Here is a 19,074-nt window from a genome sequence, read left to right as displayed (position 1 = left end):
CGAGGTGCCTAGGAATGAACTTTGAAGTGAACGCAATTTTCCAGATTGCGGGAATCGGCATCATCATTGCCATGATTCACACAGTGCTGAAGCAAATGGGAAAAGAGGATATGGCTCATTGGGTGACGGTCATTGGTTTTGTCGTGGTGCTGTTCATGGTCGTCCGGCTGCTCGATAACCTGCTGCAGGAGATCAAAACTATCTTTTTGTTCCAGTAGGGGTTGCTAACCATGGAAATTATTCAAGTGGTAGGCCTTGGGCTTCTGTCCACGATTCTGATCCTCGTCATCAAGGAGCACAAGCCGATGTTCGCTTTCGTCCTGGCCGCCGCGACCGGCGTGCTGATCTTCATGTTCCTGATCGGCAAAATCGGTATGGTGATCCAGGAGCTCCAGCGGCTGGCCGAGGCATCGGGAGTCCAGATGATCTACCTGAAAACGATACTGAAAATTATAGGGATCGCTTATATCGCCGAGTTTGGGGCGCAGCTCGTCAGAGACGCCGGGCAGGAAAGCATCGCTTCCAAAATCGAACTCGCGGGCAAGGTGCTGATCATGGTGCTTGCTATCCCCATTATCGGCATTATCATCGAAACGGTGCTTAAGCTGCTGCCAGCCTGAAGGAGAGGGGTGAAGACATGCCGGGACTGCAGAGGCTGCCGGACAAGATGCACATTGTTATTTTGTTTATCGTGTTCATGGTGGCAGGGATCACCCGGGTCTTTGCGGCTTCACCCACGGATCAGCTGATCCAGAGCCAGGCGGAGAATTTGCCGAAGGATCAGGTGGAGAAGTACTGGGACACCTTGATGAAGGAATACGGGGGATTTTTTCCGGACCAGAAAACACCATCCTTCATGGATATGCTCCTTCCCGGCGGCAGCGGCTTCAGCCTCAAATCGGTGCTGACCGCGGCAGGGACCTTTATGTGGCATGAGGTGCTGTACAACGGCAAGCTGCTCGTCACGATCGTCATCCTGAGCATCATGAGCATGATTCTGGAGACGCTTCAGGCGGCTTTTGAGAGGAAAACGGTGAGCAAAGTCGCATACGCCCTATGCTATATGGTCATCATCGTGCTGGCCATCAACAGCTTCAACGTCGCGATCGGTTATGCCAAAGAGGCGATCGACCGGATGATCGACTTCATGATGGCGATGGTACCGCTACTGTTCGCGCTACTGGCTTCGATGGGCAACATCGTCACCGTGTCCGTTACGCATCCGCTGATCATCTTCATGATCAATACGATCGGAACGCTGATCCACGTCATGGTGTTTCCGCTGCTCTTCTTCTCTGCCGTGCTTCATCTGGTCAGCTCGCTGTCGGATAAGTACAAGCTGACGCAGATGGCGAACTTGCTGCGCAATATCAGCGTGGGGCTGCTCGGGGTGCTGCTGACGATCTTTCTCGGCGTTATCTCCGTGCAGGGAATCACGGGATCCATCACCGACGGGGTGACGATCCGGGCGGCCAAATACGTCTCCGGAAGCTTCATTCCGGTCGTCGGCAAAATGTTTGCGGATGCGACGGACACGGTGATCTCGGCATCGCTGCTGGTGAAAAACTCCATCGGTCTGGCAGGCGTCATCATCATCCTGTTCCTTTGCGCCTTTCCGGCCATCAAAATCCTGACGCTTGCGCTGATCTACAAAGTATCGGCAGCCATCATGCAGCCGCTCGGCGATTCCCCGATCACCGCCTGCCTGGACACGATCGGCAAAAGCATGATTTACGTCTTTGCCGCTCTGGCGGCGGTCGGACTGATGTTTTTCCTGGCGATCACCATCATGCTGACGGCTGGCAATGTGACCGTCATGATGCGGTGAAGGGAGAGGAAGCCCGTGGAATGGCTTGGAAACTGGCTGAAAGAGGTCGTCATGGTCGTGCTGCTTGCCACCTTCGTCGACATGCTGCTGCCGAGCAGATCCATGGAACGCTACGTCAAGCTGGTCCTGAGCCTGCTCGTGCTGGTCACCCTGCTCAATCCGCTGATCCGGATCGTGACAGACGCGCCGCTCGACAAGTTGAGCGCAGCGATCAGCCGGATGGACCGGCAGCCGGGCGGCAGCAGCTCCAAAACCAGCCTCGAGCAGATTATGGACGAGGCCGAACAGATCAAGCACCGGCAGCAGAAACAAACGCTCCAGTGGGCGGGAGAGCAGGTCGCTTCCACCATGAAGGAACAGATCAAGCAGCAAACCGGTGAAGAACCCGCGAACGTGCAGGTTGTGCTGGGGCTGCCGCAGTCTAACGACGATCCGAATGCCGGAGCCGGTCAGTCACAGCCACACATTAGCGCAGTCACCGTTACAATGAGGGATTCGCAAGGCGATTCGGGCAGTTCGGGCGGCACCCAGGGGGAGAGCGGCATCCAGATCGAGCCGGTGAAGCCGGTTCACGTGCAGGTCACGATTGAGCCGGATGAGAAGCAGGCTGGAACAGATCAAATGAATTCTGATCCGGGTGAGGATCAAGCGCAGGAGGCCGCAGGCGCTGTGGATGACAAGAGCGCCGGCGAAGTCCGCAAGCTGTTGGCAAGCGAATGGAATATCGATCCGGAAGTGATCACGGTACGAAGCGGATCCGGGCAGGAGTCCCGGTTATGAAGGCGGAGGTGAAACGATGGGGAAGTGGCTGAAGAAGCTCGAGCAATGGCTGGGGGGCGGACAGGGAGGGACGAAGCGAGTACATACGTTCAGGTGGCTAATTATCGTCGGCTTGATCGGGGTGGCAATCGTGCTGTTCAACTCCTTTGTCAATGTGAAGAAACTCGATAACGAAAACATAGGGAGGGAGCCTCCGGCTGGGGCTGAGTCCCAGGAAACGTTCCAGAGCTCGGCAGGTCAGACTTCGGACTTTGCAGCGATTGAGGAAGCGGCCGAAGGCAGGATGAAGGACATTTTGGAGAAAATCGTTGGCGTAGGCACGGTGGACGTCATGGTCACGGTGGATTCCACGGAGGAAATCGTCTATCAACGGAATGTGAAAGACTCCCAGCAGCAGTCGGAAGAAAACGACGCGAACGGCGGTCAGCGCCATACGACCCAGTATACCCGGGATGGCGAGATCGTCACCTACGAGCAGTCGGGAACGCAGACGCCGATCATTACGAAAAAGGTAAAGCCGCAAATTCGCGGGGTGCTGATCGTAGCCAAAGGTGCAGAGAACGAAGTGGTTCGCAACTTGATTGTGGACGCGGTGGAAAAAGGCCTGAACGTACCGGATTACCGGATCTCCGTCGTTCCGCGCAAGCAGGGGTAAGCCGATTTCCCCGATATAATCCAGTTGACTTATGAGGAGGATTTAACGAATGAACAGTAAAAGACAAACGATTTGGTTGGTGTCGATGCTCAGTTTGATGGTAGTCCTGTCCGCATATTATCTGTTTACCGAGGACTCCGGGACGTCGAAGACGCCGGTCGCCGACAGCCAGCAGGTGGACAGCAAGACCGACAAAGACGCCAAGACGACGGCCTCGGCCGGCAGCAAAGACAACGGGGTTGTCGTAGACGAAGTCGTGACATCGGGCCAATCGGGTGACAAAACCGCGGATGCGGGCAAGGCCGACGGTTCCGCCGCGAAGGATACAGCCCAGGATACGTCGAAAGAAGACGCGGCTAAGGATGCGACGAAGGATACCGCAGCTGCTGGCAGCACGGCCGATAAGGACGCCGCAGCCAAAGACACAGCCAAGGATACGGCTGACGCCGGACAAAAGAGCGACGCGACAACTGACAAAGCTGCGGACGATAAAACGGCATCCACAAGTAAAACAGACGCCGGCAAGACAACCGCAAGCACGGAGAAAACGGACGATGAGATCCTGAAGGAAGTGGCTTCCCAGGCTTCGACAGGCAGCAGCATGCTCGAATCTCTTCAATGGCAGCGGTCGCAGACGAATGCCCAAAAAACAAACGACCTGATGGCGGCGATCAATGACATGAGCAAGGACAGCGAAGCTTCGGCCAAGGCGAGCCAGGAACTGCAGGCGCTCGAAAACAAAGAGACGATCATCGAAAGCATCGAGGAAGAGCTGGAGCAAAAATTCTCTTTTGCTAACGCATTCGTGAAGGAAAATGACGACAAGTACCAAGTGCTCGTCCTGAGCGACAAAATGGATGCCAAGCAGGCAGCGGGCATCGTTCAGCTGGTGATGGAAGAGCTGAAAGTAACCCAGGACAAAGTCAGCGTGAAAGTCGTTTCCGAGTAAAATGGCGGAAAAACAGAAATATCGTCGAAAGAGTCCGGGACAGCCCAGGACTCTTTCCATTTCTTCCGATTATGTTATAATACTTATCGTTATGTGTATGAATTGTCCGAAGCCACGGCTTCCACGCAGCTGAAGGAGTGAATTGCGAATGTTTAAATTGAACGAGATAAAAGAATTGATCAAGCTGGTCGATGAGACCTCCGTACATGAACTTGAACTTGAATCAGAAGGAGCACGCCTTTCCATCCGCAAGCCGGGCAAAACCGAAGTGGTTAGCGTTCAGGCTGCGCCTCAATTTGTACAGGCCCCTGCCGTACAGCAGGCACCGCAATACGTACAGGCACCCGCCGATAATGCGCAGGCCCCTGCAGCAGGACAGGCAGCACCGGATGCGGCTTCTTCCTCACTACATAAAATCGTCTCCCCGATGGTAGGAACGTTCTACAAAGCCTCTTCTCCGGACGCCGCGCCGTTTGTCAGCGTCGGTGACCGCGTTGACGAGAAAACGACGGTTTGCATTATTGAAGCGATGAAGCTGATGAATGAGCTCGAAGCAGAAGTAAAAGGCACCATCGTTGAGATTCTTGCGGAGAACGGACAACTGGTGGAATTCGGGCAGCCTCTGTTTCTGGTGAAGTCGGAATAGGCACCGCACAATGGAGGAGGTTACTTGCATGAAATTTCAAAAAATTCTGATTGCCAACCGCGGTGAAATCGCAGTCCGGATTATCCGGGCCTGCCGCGAGCTCGGCATTTCCACCGTTGCGGTTTATTCGGAGGCCGACAAGGAAGCGCTGCACGTCCGTTTGGCGGACGAGGCATACTGTATTGGCCCTACGCTTTCGAAAGACAGTTACCTGAATTTCACCAACATTATGAGCGTCGCCACGTTGACGGAGTGCGACGCCGTTCATCCCGGATACGGATTTCTCGCCGAGAATGCCGATTTCGCGGAAATTTGCGAGTCCTGCAACATTACCTTTATCGGACCTTCGGCCGACGCCATCAACAAGATGGGCGACAAAGCGGTTGCGAAGCAGACGATGAAGAGCGCCGGCGTGCCGGTTATTCCGGGTTCTGACGGCCTGGTTGAGGATCTGGATGAGGCGATAATGATCGGCCGGGACATCGGCTACCCATTGATCATCAAAGCGACGGCCGGCGGCGGCGGAAAAGGAATCCGTATCGCTGAGGACGAGCAGGCGCTGATTAAGCAAATCACGGCGGCACAGCAGGAAGCCCAAAAGGCGTTCGGCAATGCCGGCGTTTATCTGGAGAAATATTTGACCGGCATGAAGCACGTTGAGATTCAAGTGATTGCCGACAATCACGGCAACGTCGTTCACCTGGGCGAACGCGACTGCTCTGTGCAGCGCCGCCGCCAGAAACTGATCGAGGAAGCGCCTTGTCCGGTGCTGTCCCCCGACATTCGTCAGCGGATGGGTGAAGCCGCAGTCCGCGCCGCCCTTGCCGTTAACTACTCCGGTGCGGGCACGCTCGAGTTTCTGCTCGGCAACGACGGCCAGTTCTACTTCATGGAAATGAACACCCGCATTCAGGTGGAGCATCCGGTTACGGAAATGGTCACCAACGTGGATTTGATCAAAGAAATGATTTCGGTCGCAGAAGGTCATCCGTTGTCGTTTACGCAGGAAGACGTTCAAATTAACGGCTGGTCGATCGAATGCCGCGTCAACGCGGAAGATCCGGACCGCAACTTTATGCCGGCTCCGGGCAAAATCCAATTTTACCTGCCACCGGGCGGTCCTGGTGTACGGGTGGACAGCGCGGCCTATCCGGGCTACAGCATTCCTCCGTTCTACGATTCCATGATCGCGAAGCTGATCGTATGGGCGCCGACGCGTCAGGAGGCGATTGCCAAGATGAAGCGGGCGCTGTCCGAATTCGTCATCGAGGGCGTGCATACCACCATTCCGTTCCATCAGAAGCTGATGGAGCATCCGGTGTTCAACCGCGGCGATTTTGACATCAAGTTTTTGGAGGAAAACGAAATCTGACGCCTGCTTCGGATTGTTTGTCATAAAGTTCCCCAAATGGTATAGTATGAATGATTAGGGGCAATCCTGCTTTCGTCTGAAGCGGTTTTATATATTATCTGAAAGGTGTGTTGATTCAGGGATGAGCACATTACCGAGTGAATTTGAACGTACGGACATCGGTGAAATTCAAATAGCACCTGAAGTGATTGAAGTGATCGCGGGTCTGGCTACGGTGGAAGTGAAGGGCGTCGCCGGCATGAGCGGCGGATTTGCCGGAGGCATCGCCGAGCTGCTTGGCCGCAAAAATTTGTCCAAAGGCGTGAAGGTGGAAGTCGGCCAGCGCGAAGCGGCTGTCGACGTCTCGGTTATTATCGAGTACGGAAACCGCCTGCCGGAAGTGGCGACGGAAATCCAGCGCAATGTCAAGCGCTCCATCGAAATGATGACAGGCCTTACGGTCATTGAAGTCAATGTGCATATCCATGATGTTTACTTCAAAAACGCGGAGAGAGCCGAAGACGTTGATTACAGTCAGCGCGTAAAATAAAGGATTCAATTGGTCACCATAACCCCCGACACCCGAAATGTCGAGGGTTTACTCTAATTTAAGGAGGCTGTGCTGTTCGTGGCTAAGATACTGGACAGACTTCTGCTGTTTATTTACAGCTTGAGTATCGGAGTAATATGTGTATTTGCCATCCTCCTCATGAGTGATTTGGTTCCGGCTCCGGATGAACTGCTGAACACAGCCGAGCTTCAGCTGACGGTCATCGTGGCGGCGGTAATCCTCTTTTTACTCAGTATCCGCTTCTTCTATATCTCGATTCGCCCGGACAGAACGCATGTCCACTCCATTGACCAGAGGACCGAATTCGGCGACATTCAGATCTCGGTGGAGACGATCGAGAACCTGTGCCTCAAGGCGGCTTCGCGGGTGCGTGGCGTCAAGGACCTGAAGGCCAGGATCCATGTGACGGAAGCGGGTCTAGAAATCATGATTCGCGCCGTCGTTGACGGCGATGTGTCCATCCCGGCCATGACCACCGACGTGCAGAAGCAGGTTCATGATCACCTTCAGGAAACGACGGGCATTCCGGTCTCTAACGTGGCGGTATATATAGCGAATGTGGCCCATGCACCAGTGATCAAGAGTAGAGTGGAATAGAGGTGAATTCTCCGAGTGATCTGGAAAGAAATTTGGGAGAGTCACAAAGGACGGATTACCGGTATTGCCGGCGGTATTTTTTTCGGTTTTATTTATTTGTTTGCGGGTTTTTGGGATATGTTGTTCTTTGCATTGGTAGTGTTCATAGGATATTCTGCCGGTAAGAGAAAGGATCTGCGAATGGATTCCTTTTTCCGCTGGCGGGAAATGGGTCAGTGGCTCTCCGAGCGCTGGCGCCCGTTCAAATGAACCCGTGATATGCCTTTCTCCGGAAAAAGAGCTGCAGCTTCTTGAAGCCCATATTCTGGAGATTGACATGCTCACGGTTTTTTTTTGTGCAAATCACGATGTTTTTATTCCCGCGGTGACCCATAATAAGGACAAGAGGAAATTTCAAGGTTCTAGGAGGAACATGATGAAAAGACGTGTAGCCAGGGAGCTGGTCGTTCAGTGCCTGTATCAGATGGAAATGAACGAAGCAACAAGCGAAGAAGCGCTGGAAATGCTGCTGGAGGATGCCGCCGAAGAAAATGATACCGAGCGGACCATCACCGATGAAGCGGAACTGAAGGAATTTGTGCTGGGGCTCGTAAATGGCATTTGGGGCAGCAAAAAAGCGGTGGACGACCTGCTGGAAAATTATTTGAAGGGCTGGCAAATGAGCCGCCTCTCCAAGGTGGACCGCCAAATCCTCCGCCTCGCCGCCTATGAAATGCTGTATCGCGACGACGTGCCGGCCAAGGTTGCCGTCAATGAGGCGATCGAGCTTGCCAAGCATTTCGGAACCGAGGATTCGGGCAAGTTTGTTAACGGAGTTCTGGGGAACATGATCCGCGAGCTGGATCAATTGAAGTCATAGTCTTGCATAAGGACGCTTAGCCGTCCGCTTTGCCAATCTAAAACATAGGGGAGAGAGAGCGACATGACAGCATCTATTATCAATGGAAAACAGGTTTCTGAGGATATCCGGACCGGAATTGCCGCCGAAGTCAAGGAGCTGGCCGCCAAAGGCGTCACTCCGGGGCTTGCCGTCGTGCTGGTAGGAGAGGACCCGGCTTCCCAGGTTTATGTGCGAAACAAGGAAAAAGCGTGCCACGACCTCGGATACTATTCGGAGGTTCACCGGCTTCCGGCTTCGACGACTCAGGAGGATTTGCTTGCATTGGTGGACAAGCTGAACAAGCAGGACACCATTGACGGCATCCTCGTCCAGCTGCCGCTTCCCGGGCATATTGACGAGAAGGCAGTCATTAACGCGATCGCGGTAGACAAGGACGTTGACGGATTCCATCCGGTAAACGTCGGCAATCTGGTCATCGGAGACGACAGCCTTCTTCCATGCACGCCGGCAGGTGTCATCGAGCTGATCAAGCGTGCGGGTGTAGAGCTGGCCGGTAAGCATGCCGTCGTCATCGGCCGCAGCAATATCGTCGGCAAGCCGGTTTCGCTGCTGCTTCAGCGCGAAAACGCGACCGTGACGATGTGCCACTCCCGGACGATCGGCATGGCGGACATTGCGCGTCAGGCCGACATTCTGGTCGTTGCGATCGGTCGGGCCAATTTCATCAATGCAAGCTTTGTGAAACCGGGTGCCGTCATCATCGACGTGGGCATGAACCGGCTGGAGAACGGCAAGCTGGCCGGAGACGTGGATTTCGAAAGCGTTAAGGAAGTATCGGGCCCGATCACGCCGGTGCCTGGCGGCGTAGGACCGATGACGATTACGATGCTGATGCAGAACACCCTGATCGCGGCCAAACGCCACCACGGATTGGCATAACGGAGCGGATGCCATGGAGCCGCAGCGTATTTTTTCAATCAAGGACTTGAACCGTTATATCCGGATGAAGATGGACTCGGACAGTCTGCTGTCCGACGTATGGATCCGGGGGGAAATATCGAATTTTACCCACCATTCCAGCGGGCATATGTATTTCACGCTCAAGGATGAAGGGAGCCGGATTAAAGCGATCATGTTCGCCTCCCATAACCAGCGGCTGCCGTTTCGCCCCAAGGAAGGCTCAAGGGTCATCGCGAGAGGGAACGTAACGGTATACGAGCGGGACGGACAGTACCAATTTTATGCCACCCAAATGCAGCCCGACGGGATCGGAAGCCTGTATTTGGCTTACGAGCAGCTTAAGGAAAAGCTGGAGAAAGAAGGGCTGTTTGCTGCAGACCGCAAGCGGCCGATTCCGGAGTTTCCGGAGACGATCGGCGTCATCACGTCGCCGACAGGTGCGGCAGTACGCGATATTATGACGACGCTTGAGCGGCGTTACCCGCGGGCGCGGATCATTCTCGCCCCTGTCCTGGTCCAGGGAAAAGGGGCTGCTCCTTCGATCGTGAAGGCCATTCGCACGATGAACGAGCTGGATGAAGCGGACGTGCTGATCGTCGGCCGCGGCGGCGGCTCACTGGAGGAGCTGTGGGCCTTTAACGAAGAAATGGTCGCGCGGGCGATCCGCGCCTCGCATATCCCGGTCATTTCGGCCGTCGGGCACGAAACCGACTTTACGATCGCGGACTTCGCCGCAGACCTGAGAGCGGCGACTCCGACCGCGGCCGCGGAGCTGGCCGTGCCGCATGCAGGCGAGCTGAAGGCGCGGCTTCAGCAGCGGGAACGGCTGCTGCTCCAGCTGCTTCAGCAGCGGGTGAAGCGCAGCCGCCAGCAGCTGGCGTCCCTGCAGCGCTCGCCCGTGCTGCTGCATCCGCGGCGCTACATGCTGCAGCATGCGGAGCGCCTGGATATGCTGCGCCAGCGGCTGAGCGGCAACCTGCGTTCCCGGGTGCAGCTGAACCGGGAAAAGAGAAGCCGCATGTACCATGCGCTGATGCGGTACAATCCGCAGGAGCAGCTGACAGGGGCCCGGAGCCGCAACGATGCGGCGCGCCGGCAGCTGCTTCAGTCGATGCAGAACATACTGAAAGACAAGAAATCCCAGCTTACTTCCGGCGTGCGCCATCTGGACGCCCTCAGTCCGCTGAAGGTTATGGCCCGCGGCTACAGCCTCGTTTATGACGAGCAGGAGAAGCGTTTAATTAAATCGATTCATGAGGTACAGCCTGGCGATGTGGTCCAGATCAAAGTGAACGACGGCCAGTTATCCTGCCAGGTATGGGAACTGAAGGAGGATGCACAGGAACATGGGGAATGAAAAAGAGCTCAGCTTTGAGGACGCAATGATTCAGCTCGAGGATATCGTCGGAGAACTGGAGCACGGCGACGTTCCGCTCGAAAAGGCGATCGAGCTGTTCCAGCAGGGGATGAAGCTGTCCCAGCTGTGCGGGCAGAAGCTCGAACAGGTGGAACGGAAAATCGAGATGATCGTTGAAGAGGATGGGGAGCTTCGCAAGAAGCCGTTCGGCGGCGGACAGCTCGATCAGAGCGGCGGTGAAGTTTTTGAGTGACCGGGTTTCGTTCCAGGAATACATGCAGCAGATTTCCGAGAAAGTAACCGCCTCGTTGGAGGACAGCCTGCCGCATCATTGGCAGGTTCCTTCTTCATTAAAGGAATCCATGACGTATTCCTTGATGGCCGGAGGAAAGCGGCTCCGTCCGCTGCTGGTGATTGCGGCCTGCGAAGCGCTCGGAGGTAATGGGGAGGCGGCCCTTGATGCGGCATGCGCCGTTGAAATGGTGCATACCTACTCGCTCATTCATGATGATTTGCCAGCTATGGATAATGATGACTACCGCCGGGGCAAACTGACCAATCATAAAGTATATGGCGAAGCTACCGCCATTCTAGCCGGAGACGCCCTGCTGACGCATGCCTTTTATACGATCGCCCGAATCTCGGCGAAGCATGGTATTGATGCGGCCCCGATTTTGGCCATTGTGCAGGACCTCGCGGAGATGGCCGGTCCAAGAGGCATGGTTGGCGGACAGGCGGCCGATATGGAAGGGGAGCAGGGAGTCACGGATTTGGAGCATCTTCAGTATATCCACCAGCATAAGACGGGCGATCTGATTATTTTCTCCCTCCTAGCCGGCGGACGGATTGCCGGAGGCTCGGAGCGCGAGCTGGAAGCGCTGCGTACGTTTGGCAGCCGCCTGGGGCTCGCCTTTCAAATTCAGGACGATATCCTGGACCTGGTTGGAGACGAGGCAAAACTGGGTAAGAAGACACAGAGCGACATCAAGCAGGAGAAGGTGACATATCCTTATTTTATCGGTCTGGAAGCTTCGCAGCAGCAGGTCGAGTCACTGACCCGTGAAGCCAAAGCAGCTGTCTTGAACGCCGGTTTTCAGGATCCGGAGCGCCTGCTGGAGATCGCCGATTATTTAATGCACAGGGACCATTAGAGCATGATGCTTTATGTATGATGGGCATTTTATGATATAATGGCGAAAAGAATCTAATCATGGAAGAATGTCATGGATAACCATATCACTAATTACGAAGGAAAGCGGGGAGATTGCCGTGCTGCTTCCACAAATTAACGAGCCAGGACAATTGAAATCACTATCGGTTGACGAGCTCACTTCTCTGGCGGCCGAAATCCGTCAATTTCTGATTGAGAAGCTGTCGGTCACCGGGGGACATCTCGCATCAAATCTGGGAGTGGTGGAACTCACGCTGGCCCTGCACTATTGCTACAACAGCCCGCGCGATAAATTTATTTTTGATGTAGGACATCAAGCCTACGTTCACAAGATGCTGACAGGCCGGATGGATCAGTTCGACACGCTGCGGAAATACAAGGGGATGTGCGGCTTTGTCAAACGCAGCGAAAGCGAGCATGACGTCTGGGAAGCCGGGCACAGCAGCACCTCATTGTCCGCGGCTATCGGCATGGCCGTTGCCCGGGACTTAAAAGGGGAAAACAACAAAGTGATCGCCATGATCGGGGACGGTGCGCTCACCGGCGGCATGGCTTTCGAAGCCTTGAACCATATCGGACATGAACAGAAGGACCTGATGGTCATTCTGAACGACAACGAGATGTCGATTGCGCCGAACGTCGGCGCCATGCATAACTATTTAAGCAAAATCCGCTCGGACCGCCATTATTTGCGTGCAAAAGACGAGCTTGAGATGATGCTGAAAAAGATCCCGGCGATCGGCGGCATGCTGGCCAAGACCGGATCCAGGCTGAAGGAAAGCCTCAAATACATGATGGTTCCCGGCGTGCTGTTCGAAGAGCTGGGCTTAACTTATCTCGGACCAGTGGACGGCCATGATATCCACAAGCTGATCGAAACGTTCAAGCAGGCCGACAACGTGCGCGGACCGGTATTCGTGCATGTGCTTACCACCAAAGGCAAAGGATATAAACCCGCAGAAGCGGATTCATATAAATGGCATGGGGCATCTCCATACAAAATCGAAACGGGCCAGGTGCTCAAATCGGTAGGCAATCCGATGTACACCGACGTATTCGGCAAGACGCTGATCGAGCTTGGCGAGCAGGATCCACGTCTGATTGCGGTAACTCCTGCAATGCCAAGCGGTTCCGGTCTCATTCCGTTCAGCGAACGGTTTCCGGACCGCATGATCGACGTCGGCATTGCGGAGCAGCACGCAGCGACGATGTGCGCCGCGTTGGCGATGGAGGGCATGAAGCCGGTGTTCGCCGTCTATTCCACGTTCATGCAGCGTGCGTATGACCAGATTGTTCACGATATTTGCCGCCACAACGCCAACGTCATGTTCGCCATCGACCGGGCCGGTTTCGTAGGAGCTGACGGCGAGACGCATCAGGGTGTGTTTGACATCGCGTTTATGCGCCACATTCCGAATATGGTCATGATGATGCCGAAGGATGAAAACGAGCTGAGACATATGATGAAAACCGCCCTGGAGTATAACGACGGACCGATTGCTTACCGCTACCCGCGGATCAACGGCCTGGGGGTTCATCTGGACGAGGAGCTTGTGCCGATTCCGATCGGCAAATGGGAAACCGTCCGTGAAGGCGAAGGATACGCCGTCTTGGCCTGCGGCCCGATGGTTCAGGTTGCGCTCGAGGCAGCAGACCAGCTGAAACGGGAAGGTATTCATCTGCAGGTGGTCAACGCCCGGTTCATGAAGCCGCTGGATGAAGAAATGCTGCTGGAGATTGCCGAGAACGGCACGAATATGGTGGTGCTTGAGGAAGCCAGCGAAGCGGGCAGCTTGGGCAGCGCCGTACTGGAGTTTTATGCTTCGAAGCATCTATTTGACACGAAAGTGTCCTTGATGGGTGTGCCCGACCGCTTTATCGAGCATGGCAGCGTGAAGGAGCAGCGGGAGGAGACTGGTCTTACGGCGGCAGGAGTAGTCGGCGAAATCAAAAAGCTGATGTCCCTGCATCCTTACGAGATCGGCAAAACCCAGTTTCCTTCCTAATGGACGCCGAAATCGCCGTGCAGTCAGGAGATAACGATGAATTTGCCTAAAGAACGAATCGACGTCCTGCTCGTTGAGCAGGGCTTTTACGAGAGCCGGGAAAAAGCCAAGGCGGCGATTATGGCCGGGCTGGTCTTAGCCGCAGAAGAACCGGTCGAAAAGGCGGGGACGAAAATTCCGCGCGATACGCCGCTTAGGGTCAAGGGAGCGGTGCATCCGTATGTCAGCCGCGGCGGTTTGAAGCTGGAGAAGGCGCTCCGCACCTTCGGGATCGATCTGACCGGCAGAACGATGCTGGATATCGGGTCTTCCACCGGCGGCTTTACCGATTGCGCCCTTCAGAACGGAGCCGGCTATGTGTACGCCATTGATGTCGGGTACAATCAGCTGGATTGGTCGCTGCGAAACGACGAGCGGGTGTGCGTGATGGAACGGACCAACTTCCGTTACATGACGCCCGAGGATCTGAAAGGCCCTTCCCCGGATTTTGCCAGCATCGATGTATCCTTCATTTCGCTGCGCATCATCCTGCCCCCGCTGATGGCGCTTCTGAACAAACCGGCCGACGTGGCTGCGCTGATTAAGCCGCAGTTTGAAGCCGGCAGGGAGAAGGTCGGAAAGTCCGGCGTCGTCCGGGAACCTGAAGTTCACCGCGAGGTGCTGATGAATGTGCTGTCTTTTGCCGCTGAGTTAGGCTTTATTCTCAGAGGAATAACGTTTTCGCCGATCACCGGCGGTGAAGGAAATATCGAATTTCTCGCTCATTGGCATGTGCCCGCGAGCCCATCGGATACAGCAGGACAACCTGTAACCGAAGAAGAACTGCAGGCTTTGGTTTCTGATGTAGTTGCGCAGGCACGCCATACGTTTACAGGGAACTCATCCAAGGGATGAGTTCTTTTTGTAGGGATGATCATCATTCTGCTGAAACAAAAACTTTGGAATAACGATTGATGAGAACGTTTGTTTGGGTTATAATGAGCTTGTTTATATGCGTTTATACATTGAAAAAACGGATTTTTATACATTTAAAAAAGGGATTCTTCCGCATTTCCGCGAATACCAAGGCGAGGTGATGAGGATGGAGGGACGTGCAGACTTGCTGGTCATGGTGCTGATCGGCGTGCTCTTGATCGTTTGGATCGCGTACGGTCTGAGATCATGGCTGTTTAACCCTCTGCCTGCCCGCGTACCGGAAATGCCGATTAACGAACAGATACATGACCATCCCGCGGTAGATCTGCTGGAGGAGGCAGGCTATGAAGTGATCGGCGGCAAAATCAAGATCCCGCTGCTGTTTGAGGCGGACGGGGAGGAATATCACAGCCGCCTGTTTATCGATTATGTCGTGAAGGACGATGACGAGGTATTGTACCTTGTGAAAGTCGCCAGAAGGCGTCTGCCCCTGGAATGGACCGGATCCGGTCTGCGCGACCGACTGCTGCCCTATTTTCTGCTGTATCCGGGCTCAGGCGGCGTGCTCTTCGTCGATGCCGACGAAGGGGAAATCCGGCGTATTCATTTTGATTGGGATGAAGAGGACTGGAATGGTTATGATGATTAAATATGAGCAACTAACTTTTGGGAGGCCACTATGAAAGGACAACGCCATATCAAAATACGCGAGATTATCACCCAGCGGGAGATCGAGACCCAGGACGAGCTGGTGGAGGCTCTGCGTGAAGCGGGATTTCAGGTGACACAGGCAACCGTGTCCAGGGACATCAAAGAACTGCTGCTGATCAAGGTGCCGATGGATGACGGCAGGTATAAATATTCACTGCCGACGGATCAGCGCTACAATCCGATTCAGAAGCTTAAGCGCGCGCTGGTGGACAATTTCGTGCACATCGATTACACGAACAACCTGGTCGTCATGAAGTGCCTGCCGGGAACGGCCAATGCCGTTGCCGTCTTACTGGATAACATGGAATGGAACGAAATCATGGGAACGATCTGCGGCGATGACACGGCGCTGATCATTTGCCGGACGAATGAGGACAGCGAGCGGCTGGTCCAGATGATCAACAGCTTTATTTCATAGTACAAATTATAGATTTGCCTTAGCGGAGGTGCGCTTTTTATCATGCTTTTAACATTGAGTATCCGAAACTTGGCGGTCGTCGAATCCGTCGACGTCCATTTTCATCCCGGCTTTCACGTCCTGACCGGGGAGACTGGTGCCGGGAAATCCATCATTATCGATGCTTTGGGGCTGATTGCCGGAGGAAGAGGCTCGGCGGACTTGATCCGCTACGGCTGCGACAAGGCGGAGATTGAAGCGATGTTCGAGCTGCAGGAAGGCCATCCCGTGTGGGAAGCCTTGGCCAAGATCGGTGTCGGAGGAAGTCATGAAGAGCATTTGATCATCCGCAGGGAGCTGACGTCTCAGGGCAAGAGCACGTCAAGAATCAACGGGCAGCTCGTTAACTTGACGATGCTGCGGGAAGTCGGCGAGCAGCTGGTCAACATTCATGGCCAGCATGAGCATCAGAACCTGTTGCGCGCAGACAGGCATCTCAGCTTGCTGGATACTTACGGGGATACGCTGATCGGACCCATCAAACGGGAATATCAGGAACGGTATGCGGCGTTCTCCAAAGTGGAGAAGGAGCTCCGCGAGCTGATGGAATCCAGCCAGAAAGCGTATCAGATGCTCGATCTCTATCGTTTCCAGCTGGAAGAAATCTCAGCCGCTTCATTAAAATCCGGAGAAGATGAATGGCTGGGCGAAGAAAGGGTCAAGCTATCCCATAGCGAGAAAATGATGGATGCGGTATCGGGATCCTATGAGCTGCTGAACGGGCATCAGGGAATCAGCGTGATCAGCACGGCCATTTCCCGTCTGGAAGACGTCATGAAGTATGATGAGAAGGGTCTGAGGCCGGTACTTGAGCAGCTGCAGTCCGCCTTTTACCAGCTGGAGGACGCTGCCTTTCAGCTCAGGGATTACCGGGATCAGGTGGAGTTTAACCCTGAGCGGCTGGAAGAGGTGGAGCAGCGTTTGGATCTCATCTCCACACTCCGCCGTAAATACGGGGACAGTGTGGAGCAGATTCTGGCCTATTACGAGTCGATCCTGCAGGAAACGAGCCTGCTGGAGAACAAGGATGAGCGTCTGGAGCAGCTGAAATCCCAAAGGGAAGGACTGCTGAACGGACTGGTTGAATCCGCGCTGGAGCTAAGCGAAGCAAGGCAGCAGTGCGCTGCAGATCTCGCCAGACAGGTCGAGGCCGAGCTGAAGGACCTGCACATGGAGCGAACGTCGCTGGAAGTCCGTCTGGAGCGGCTTGATGATCCGCGGGGGATCGAGGTCGACGGCCGGAAAATCCGGCTCACCAGACAGGGGCTTGATACCGCTGAGTTTATGATATCCCCGAATCCAGGCGAGCCGCTGCGGCCGCTCAGCAAGATCGCGTCAGGCGGTGAGTTATCCCGGATGATGCTGGCGATGAAGAGCATCTTTGCCCGCCATGACCGCATTCCGGTCCTGATCTTTGACGAAGTGGACACGGGGGTCAGCGGAAGAGCGGCACAATCCATCGCCGAGAAGCTGAACAAGCTGGCTGAGACCTGCCAGGTGTTTTCGATTACCCATCTTCCGCAAGTGGCCTGCATGGCGGATCATCAGTATTTAATCGAAAAGAATGTGGATGAAGGACGTACAATGACGCGCGTGGAAGAGCTCTCGACGAAGGGCCGCGTTGAAGAATTGGCCCGCATGCTCGGCGGGGTGGAAATTACGAAGAAAACGCTCCATCATGCCCAAGAAATGCTGAAGCTGGCGGACGAGCGGAAAGCCGTCAAATCCGCACCAGAGTAATGATTGACAGTAATAAAAGCCTAGAGGCGGGGTAATCTTAAAGGTACGCAATTGGCGACCACCTTTCGTCAAGCGGAAGAAGCAAAAGGGAGCGTGACAGCCATTGAACTCCAGCCTCAGGAATAAAATGCTCGGTCTTTTCATTGTCTTCTTTCTTTGTTTTTTAGGAACAACAGAGCCGGTACAAAGCCTGGCCGCCATCCCGAACGAAATCAGGATGTTTGCGGGAACGGCACAAGCGCTCTCCATGCCGGTGACGGCCCAAGCTACCGTCGACCGTCCGGGCGTTCTGCATCTCAACGGTTCCGCCGTCACCGCCAAGGTGACTCCAGGGCGTCCATTGCAGCTGACGCCGCAGCACAGCGGAATGGCGAAAGTAACCTTGAAATTATTCGGAACCATCCCTTTTAAAACCGTTCAGATCCATGTCGTACCCGGACTCAAGGTTATACCGGGAGGACAAACCATTGGAGTGAAGGTGAAATCGGCGGGCATTTTGGTCGTTGGGCATCACCTGGTCAGCGTGGATGCCGATACAAAGGTGTCCCCTGGTGAGAATGCCGGAATCCAGCTGGGTGATTTAATGACCCACATGAACGGGATTCCGATGGACGATGTCGCAAAAGTTGCCAAAGTAGTCGAAGAGGCGGGCAAAAGCAAGCGACCGGTCGAAATCAAATTCAAACGCGGAAACAAAGAGATGAGCACGAAGCTGTCCCCCGCATATGACCTGGAAGACAGGGTGTGGCGATTAGGACTGTATATTCGCGACTCAGCCGCAGGCGTCGGAACGTTGACCTTCTATGCTCCCGATCAAGGCGTTTATGGGGCACTGGGCCATGTTATTACGGATATGAACACGCAGACGCCGATTTCCGTCGGCAGCGGTGAAATTTTGCAGTCCAGCGTAACCTCGATATCGAAGAGCCAAGATGGCGAGCCTGGCGAGAAGAGAGCGCATTTTCTCAAGGAAAGTAAAATCCTCGGTAATATTGAGCGCAACACACATTTCGGAATCTTCGGCAAGATGAATCAGAATCCGGAGCACAGCTTGTATAAAGAAGGTATCCCGGTAGCATTCGCCCAGGAGGTTAAAGAAGGCCCGGCCGAAATTTTGACTGTGGTGGATGGGCAGCAGGTCGAACGGTTCAAGGTCAATATTGTACATGTGGCGAAGCAGGAATCACCGGCCACCAAAGGGCTGGTCATCCGAATTACTGATCCGCGGCTGTTGGAGAAGACCGGGGGCATCGTCCAAGGGATGAGCGGAAGCCCAATCGTGCAGGACGGCAAATTGGTCGGAGCGGTGACCCACGTGTTCGTTAACGATCCGCGGTCCGGTTACGGATGTTTCATCGAGTGGATGCTTCAGGATTCCGGAGTTCTCCCTCAATCGAGAAGTACTCAAAAAAGTCTTAAGGCCGTGTAGCCTTAAGACTTTTTGTCGTTTCATCGCGAAATAGTTAGAATAATGGATGAAAATATTAATTATAATTCAACAAGGTAAAAAAATAAACAAAAATAATTTTCGACAGAAGG

22 protein-coding genes are annotated in these 19,074 nt (G+C 54.5%); all 22 read left to right on the top strand.

Translation table 11 applies throughout. The features are described 5' to 3' along the window. The first annotated feature begins 14 nt into the window (after positions 1-14). The 22 genes from spoIIIAC (at position 15) to spoIVB (ending at position 18,964) form a co-directional block, all read left to right on the top strand. Positions 15-218: a stage III sporulation protein AC gene (gene spoIIIAC / locus GCU45_RS05645; protein WP_076170008.1), complete on the top strand. Its 204-nt coding sequence runs from the start codon at positions 15-17 to the stop codon at positions 216-218. 12 nt (positions 219-230) lie between these two features. Then, positions 231-620 (top strand): stage III sporulation protein AD, encoded by a 390-nt coding sequence (gene spoIIIAD, locus GCU45_RS05640; protein ID WP_076170009.1) that lies wholly within the window; start codon positions 231-233, stop codon positions 618-620. A gap of 17 nt (positions 621-637) precedes the next feature. Beyond that, entirely contained in the window at positions 638-1,828 is a 1,191-nt protein-coding gene (gene spoIIIAE, locus GCU45_RS05635; RefSeq protein WP_105444631.1) for a stage III sporulation protein AE, read from the top strand. A gap of 15 nt (positions 1,829-1,843) precedes the next feature. Further along, on the top strand, positions 1,844-2,608 hold the full coding sequence (gene spoIIIAF, locus GCU45_RS05630) for a stage III sporulation protein AF (protein WP_152398338.1): 765 nt from the start codon (positions 1,844-1,846) through the stop codon (positions 2,606-2,608). Between the two features lie 16 nt (positions 2,609-2,624). Beyond that, the gene (spoIIIAG, locus tag GCU45_RS05625; protein WP_105444633.1) at positions 2,625-3,263 is read left to right on the top strand and encodes a stage III sporulation protein AG; all 639 of its coding nucleotides are present in this window, start codon (positions 2,625-2,627) and stop codon (positions 3,261-3,263) included. A 49-nt stretch (positions 3,264-3,312) separates the two neighbouring features. Continuing rightward, on the top strand, positions 3,313-4,212 hold the full coding sequence (locus tag GCU45_RS05620) for a SpoIIIAH-like family protein (protein ID WP_152398337.1): 900 nt from the start codon (positions 3,313-3,315) through the stop codon (positions 4,210-4,212). Positions 4,213-4,360: 148 nt separating this feature from the next. Next, on the top strand, positions 4,361-4,858 hold the full coding sequence (gene accB, locus GCU45_RS05615; RefSeq protein WP_152398336.1) for an acetyl-CoA carboxylase biotin carboxyl carrier protein: 498 nt from the start codon (positions 4,361-4,363) through the stop codon (positions 4,856-4,858). 28 nt (positions 4,859-4,886) lie between these two features. After that, positions 4,887-6,230 carry an acetyl-CoA carboxylase biotin carboxylase subunit gene (gene accC, locus GCU45_RS05610; RefSeq protein WP_152398335.1) on the top strand — a complete coding sequence of 448 codons (1,344 nt, stop codon included), beginning with the start codon at positions 4,887-4,889 and terminating at the stop codon, positions 6,228-6,230. A gap of 121 nt (positions 6,231-6,351) precedes the next feature. Further along, complete coding sequence (locus GCU45_RS05605) at positions 6,352-6,759, top strand: Asp23/Gls24 family envelope stress response protein (RefSeq protein ID WP_076170016.1); 408 nt, start codon at positions 6,352-6,354, stop codon at positions 6,757-6,759. Positions 6,760-6,837: 78 nt separating this feature from the next. Then, positions 6,838-7,377: an alkaline shock response membrane anchor protein AmaP gene (amaP, locus tag GCU45_RS05600; RefSeq protein ID WP_152398334.1), complete on the top strand. Its 540-nt coding sequence runs from the start codon at positions 6,838-6,840 to the stop codon at positions 7,375-7,377. Between the two features lie 15 nt (positions 7,378-7,392). Then, positions 7,393-7,626, top strand: coding sequence for a DUF2273 domain-containing protein (locus GCU45_RS05595; protein WP_076170017.1), 234 nt, complete (start codon positions 7,393-7,395; stop codon positions 7,624-7,626). A 166-nt stretch (positions 7,627-7,792) separates the two neighbouring features. Next, the gene (gene nusB / locus GCU45_RS05590; RefSeq protein WP_076170018.1) at positions 7,793-8,236 is read left to right on the top strand and encodes a transcription antitermination factor NusB; all 444 of its coding nucleotides are present in this window, start codon (positions 7,793-7,795) and stop codon (positions 8,234-8,236) included. A gap of 63 nt (positions 8,237-8,299) precedes the next feature. Continuing rightward, positions 8,300-9,157 carry a bifunctional methylenetetrahydrofolate dehydrogenase/methenyltetrahydrofolate cyclohydrolase FolD gene (gene folD / locus GCU45_RS05585; RefSeq protein WP_152398333.1) on the top strand — a complete coding sequence of 286 codons (858 nt, stop codon included), beginning with the start codon at positions 8,300-8,302 and terminating at the stop codon, positions 9,155-9,157. Positions 9,158-9,170: 13 nt separating this feature from the next. Next, positions 9,171-10,535 (top strand): exodeoxyribonuclease VII large subunit, encoded by a 1,365-nt coding sequence (gene xseA / locus GCU45_RS05580; RefSeq protein ID WP_076170020.1) that lies wholly within the window; start codon positions 9,171-9,173, stop codon positions 10,533-10,535. Beyond that, on the top strand, positions 10,525-10,788 hold the full coding sequence (xseB, locus tag GCU45_RS05575; RefSeq protein WP_076170021.1) for an exodeoxyribonuclease VII small subunit: 264 nt from the start codon (positions 10,525-10,527) through the stop codon (positions 10,786-10,788). Before xseA ends, xseB begins: the two co-directional genes overlap by 11 nt. Further along, positions 10,760-11,686: a polyprenyl synthetase family protein gene (locus GCU45_RS05570; protein ID WP_181153020.1), complete on the top strand. Its 927-nt coding sequence runs from the start codon at positions 10,760-10,762 to the stop codon at positions 11,684-11,686. Before xseB ends, GCU45_RS05570 begins: the two co-directional genes overlap by 29 nt. A 118-nt stretch (positions 11,687-11,804) precedes the next feature. After that, positions 11,805-13,712: a 1-deoxy-D-xylulose-5-phosphate synthase gene (gene dxs / locus GCU45_RS05565; protein ID WP_152402819.1), complete on the top strand. Its 1,908-nt coding sequence runs from the start codon at positions 11,805-11,807 to the stop codon at positions 13,710-13,712. Between the two features lie 36 nt (positions 13,713-13,748). After that, complete coding sequence (locus GCU45_RS05560) at positions 13,749-14,606, top strand: TlyA family RNA methyltransferase (protein ID WP_152398332.1); 858 nt, start codon at positions 13,749-13,751, stop codon at positions 14,604-14,606. A 187-nt stretch (positions 14,607-14,793) separates the two neighbouring features. After that, a complete protein-coding gene (locus tag GCU45_RS05555; protein ID WP_145158406.1) occupies positions 14,794-15,276 on the top strand; it encodes a hypothetical protein in 483 nt (160 codons plus the stop codon). Between the two features lie 30 nt (positions 15,277-15,306). Beyond that, on the top strand, positions 15,307-15,756 hold the full coding sequence (ahrC, locus tag GCU45_RS05550) for a transcriptional regulator AhrC/ArgR (protein ID WP_105444639.1): 450 nt from the start codon (positions 15,307-15,309) through the stop codon (positions 15,754-15,756). Positions 15,757-15,798: 42 nt separating this feature from the next. Then, complete coding sequence (gene recN, locus GCU45_RS05545; RefSeq protein ID WP_145158408.1) at positions 15,799-17,535, top strand: DNA repair protein RecN; 1,737 nt, start codon at positions 15,799-15,801, stop codon at positions 17,533-17,535. A gap of 103 nt (positions 17,536-17,638) precedes the next feature. Continuing rightward, positions 17,639-18,964, top strand: a complete 1,326-nt coding sequence (spoIVB, locus tag GCU45_RS05540; protein ID WP_105444641.1) for a SpoIVB peptidase — start codon at positions 17,639-17,641, stop codon at positions 18,962-18,964. Positions 18,965-19,074 lie beyond the last annotated feature (110 nt).

Source organism: Paenibacillus cellulositrophicus (assembly GCF_009363095.1).
Lineage (GTDB): Bacteria > Bacillota > Bacilli > Paenibacillales > Paenibacillaceae > Paenibacillus_AQ > Paenibacillus_AQ favisporus.
The sequence above is the reverse complement of the archived record's forward strand: the minus strand, read 5'-3'. Positions and strand labels throughout refer to the sequence as shown.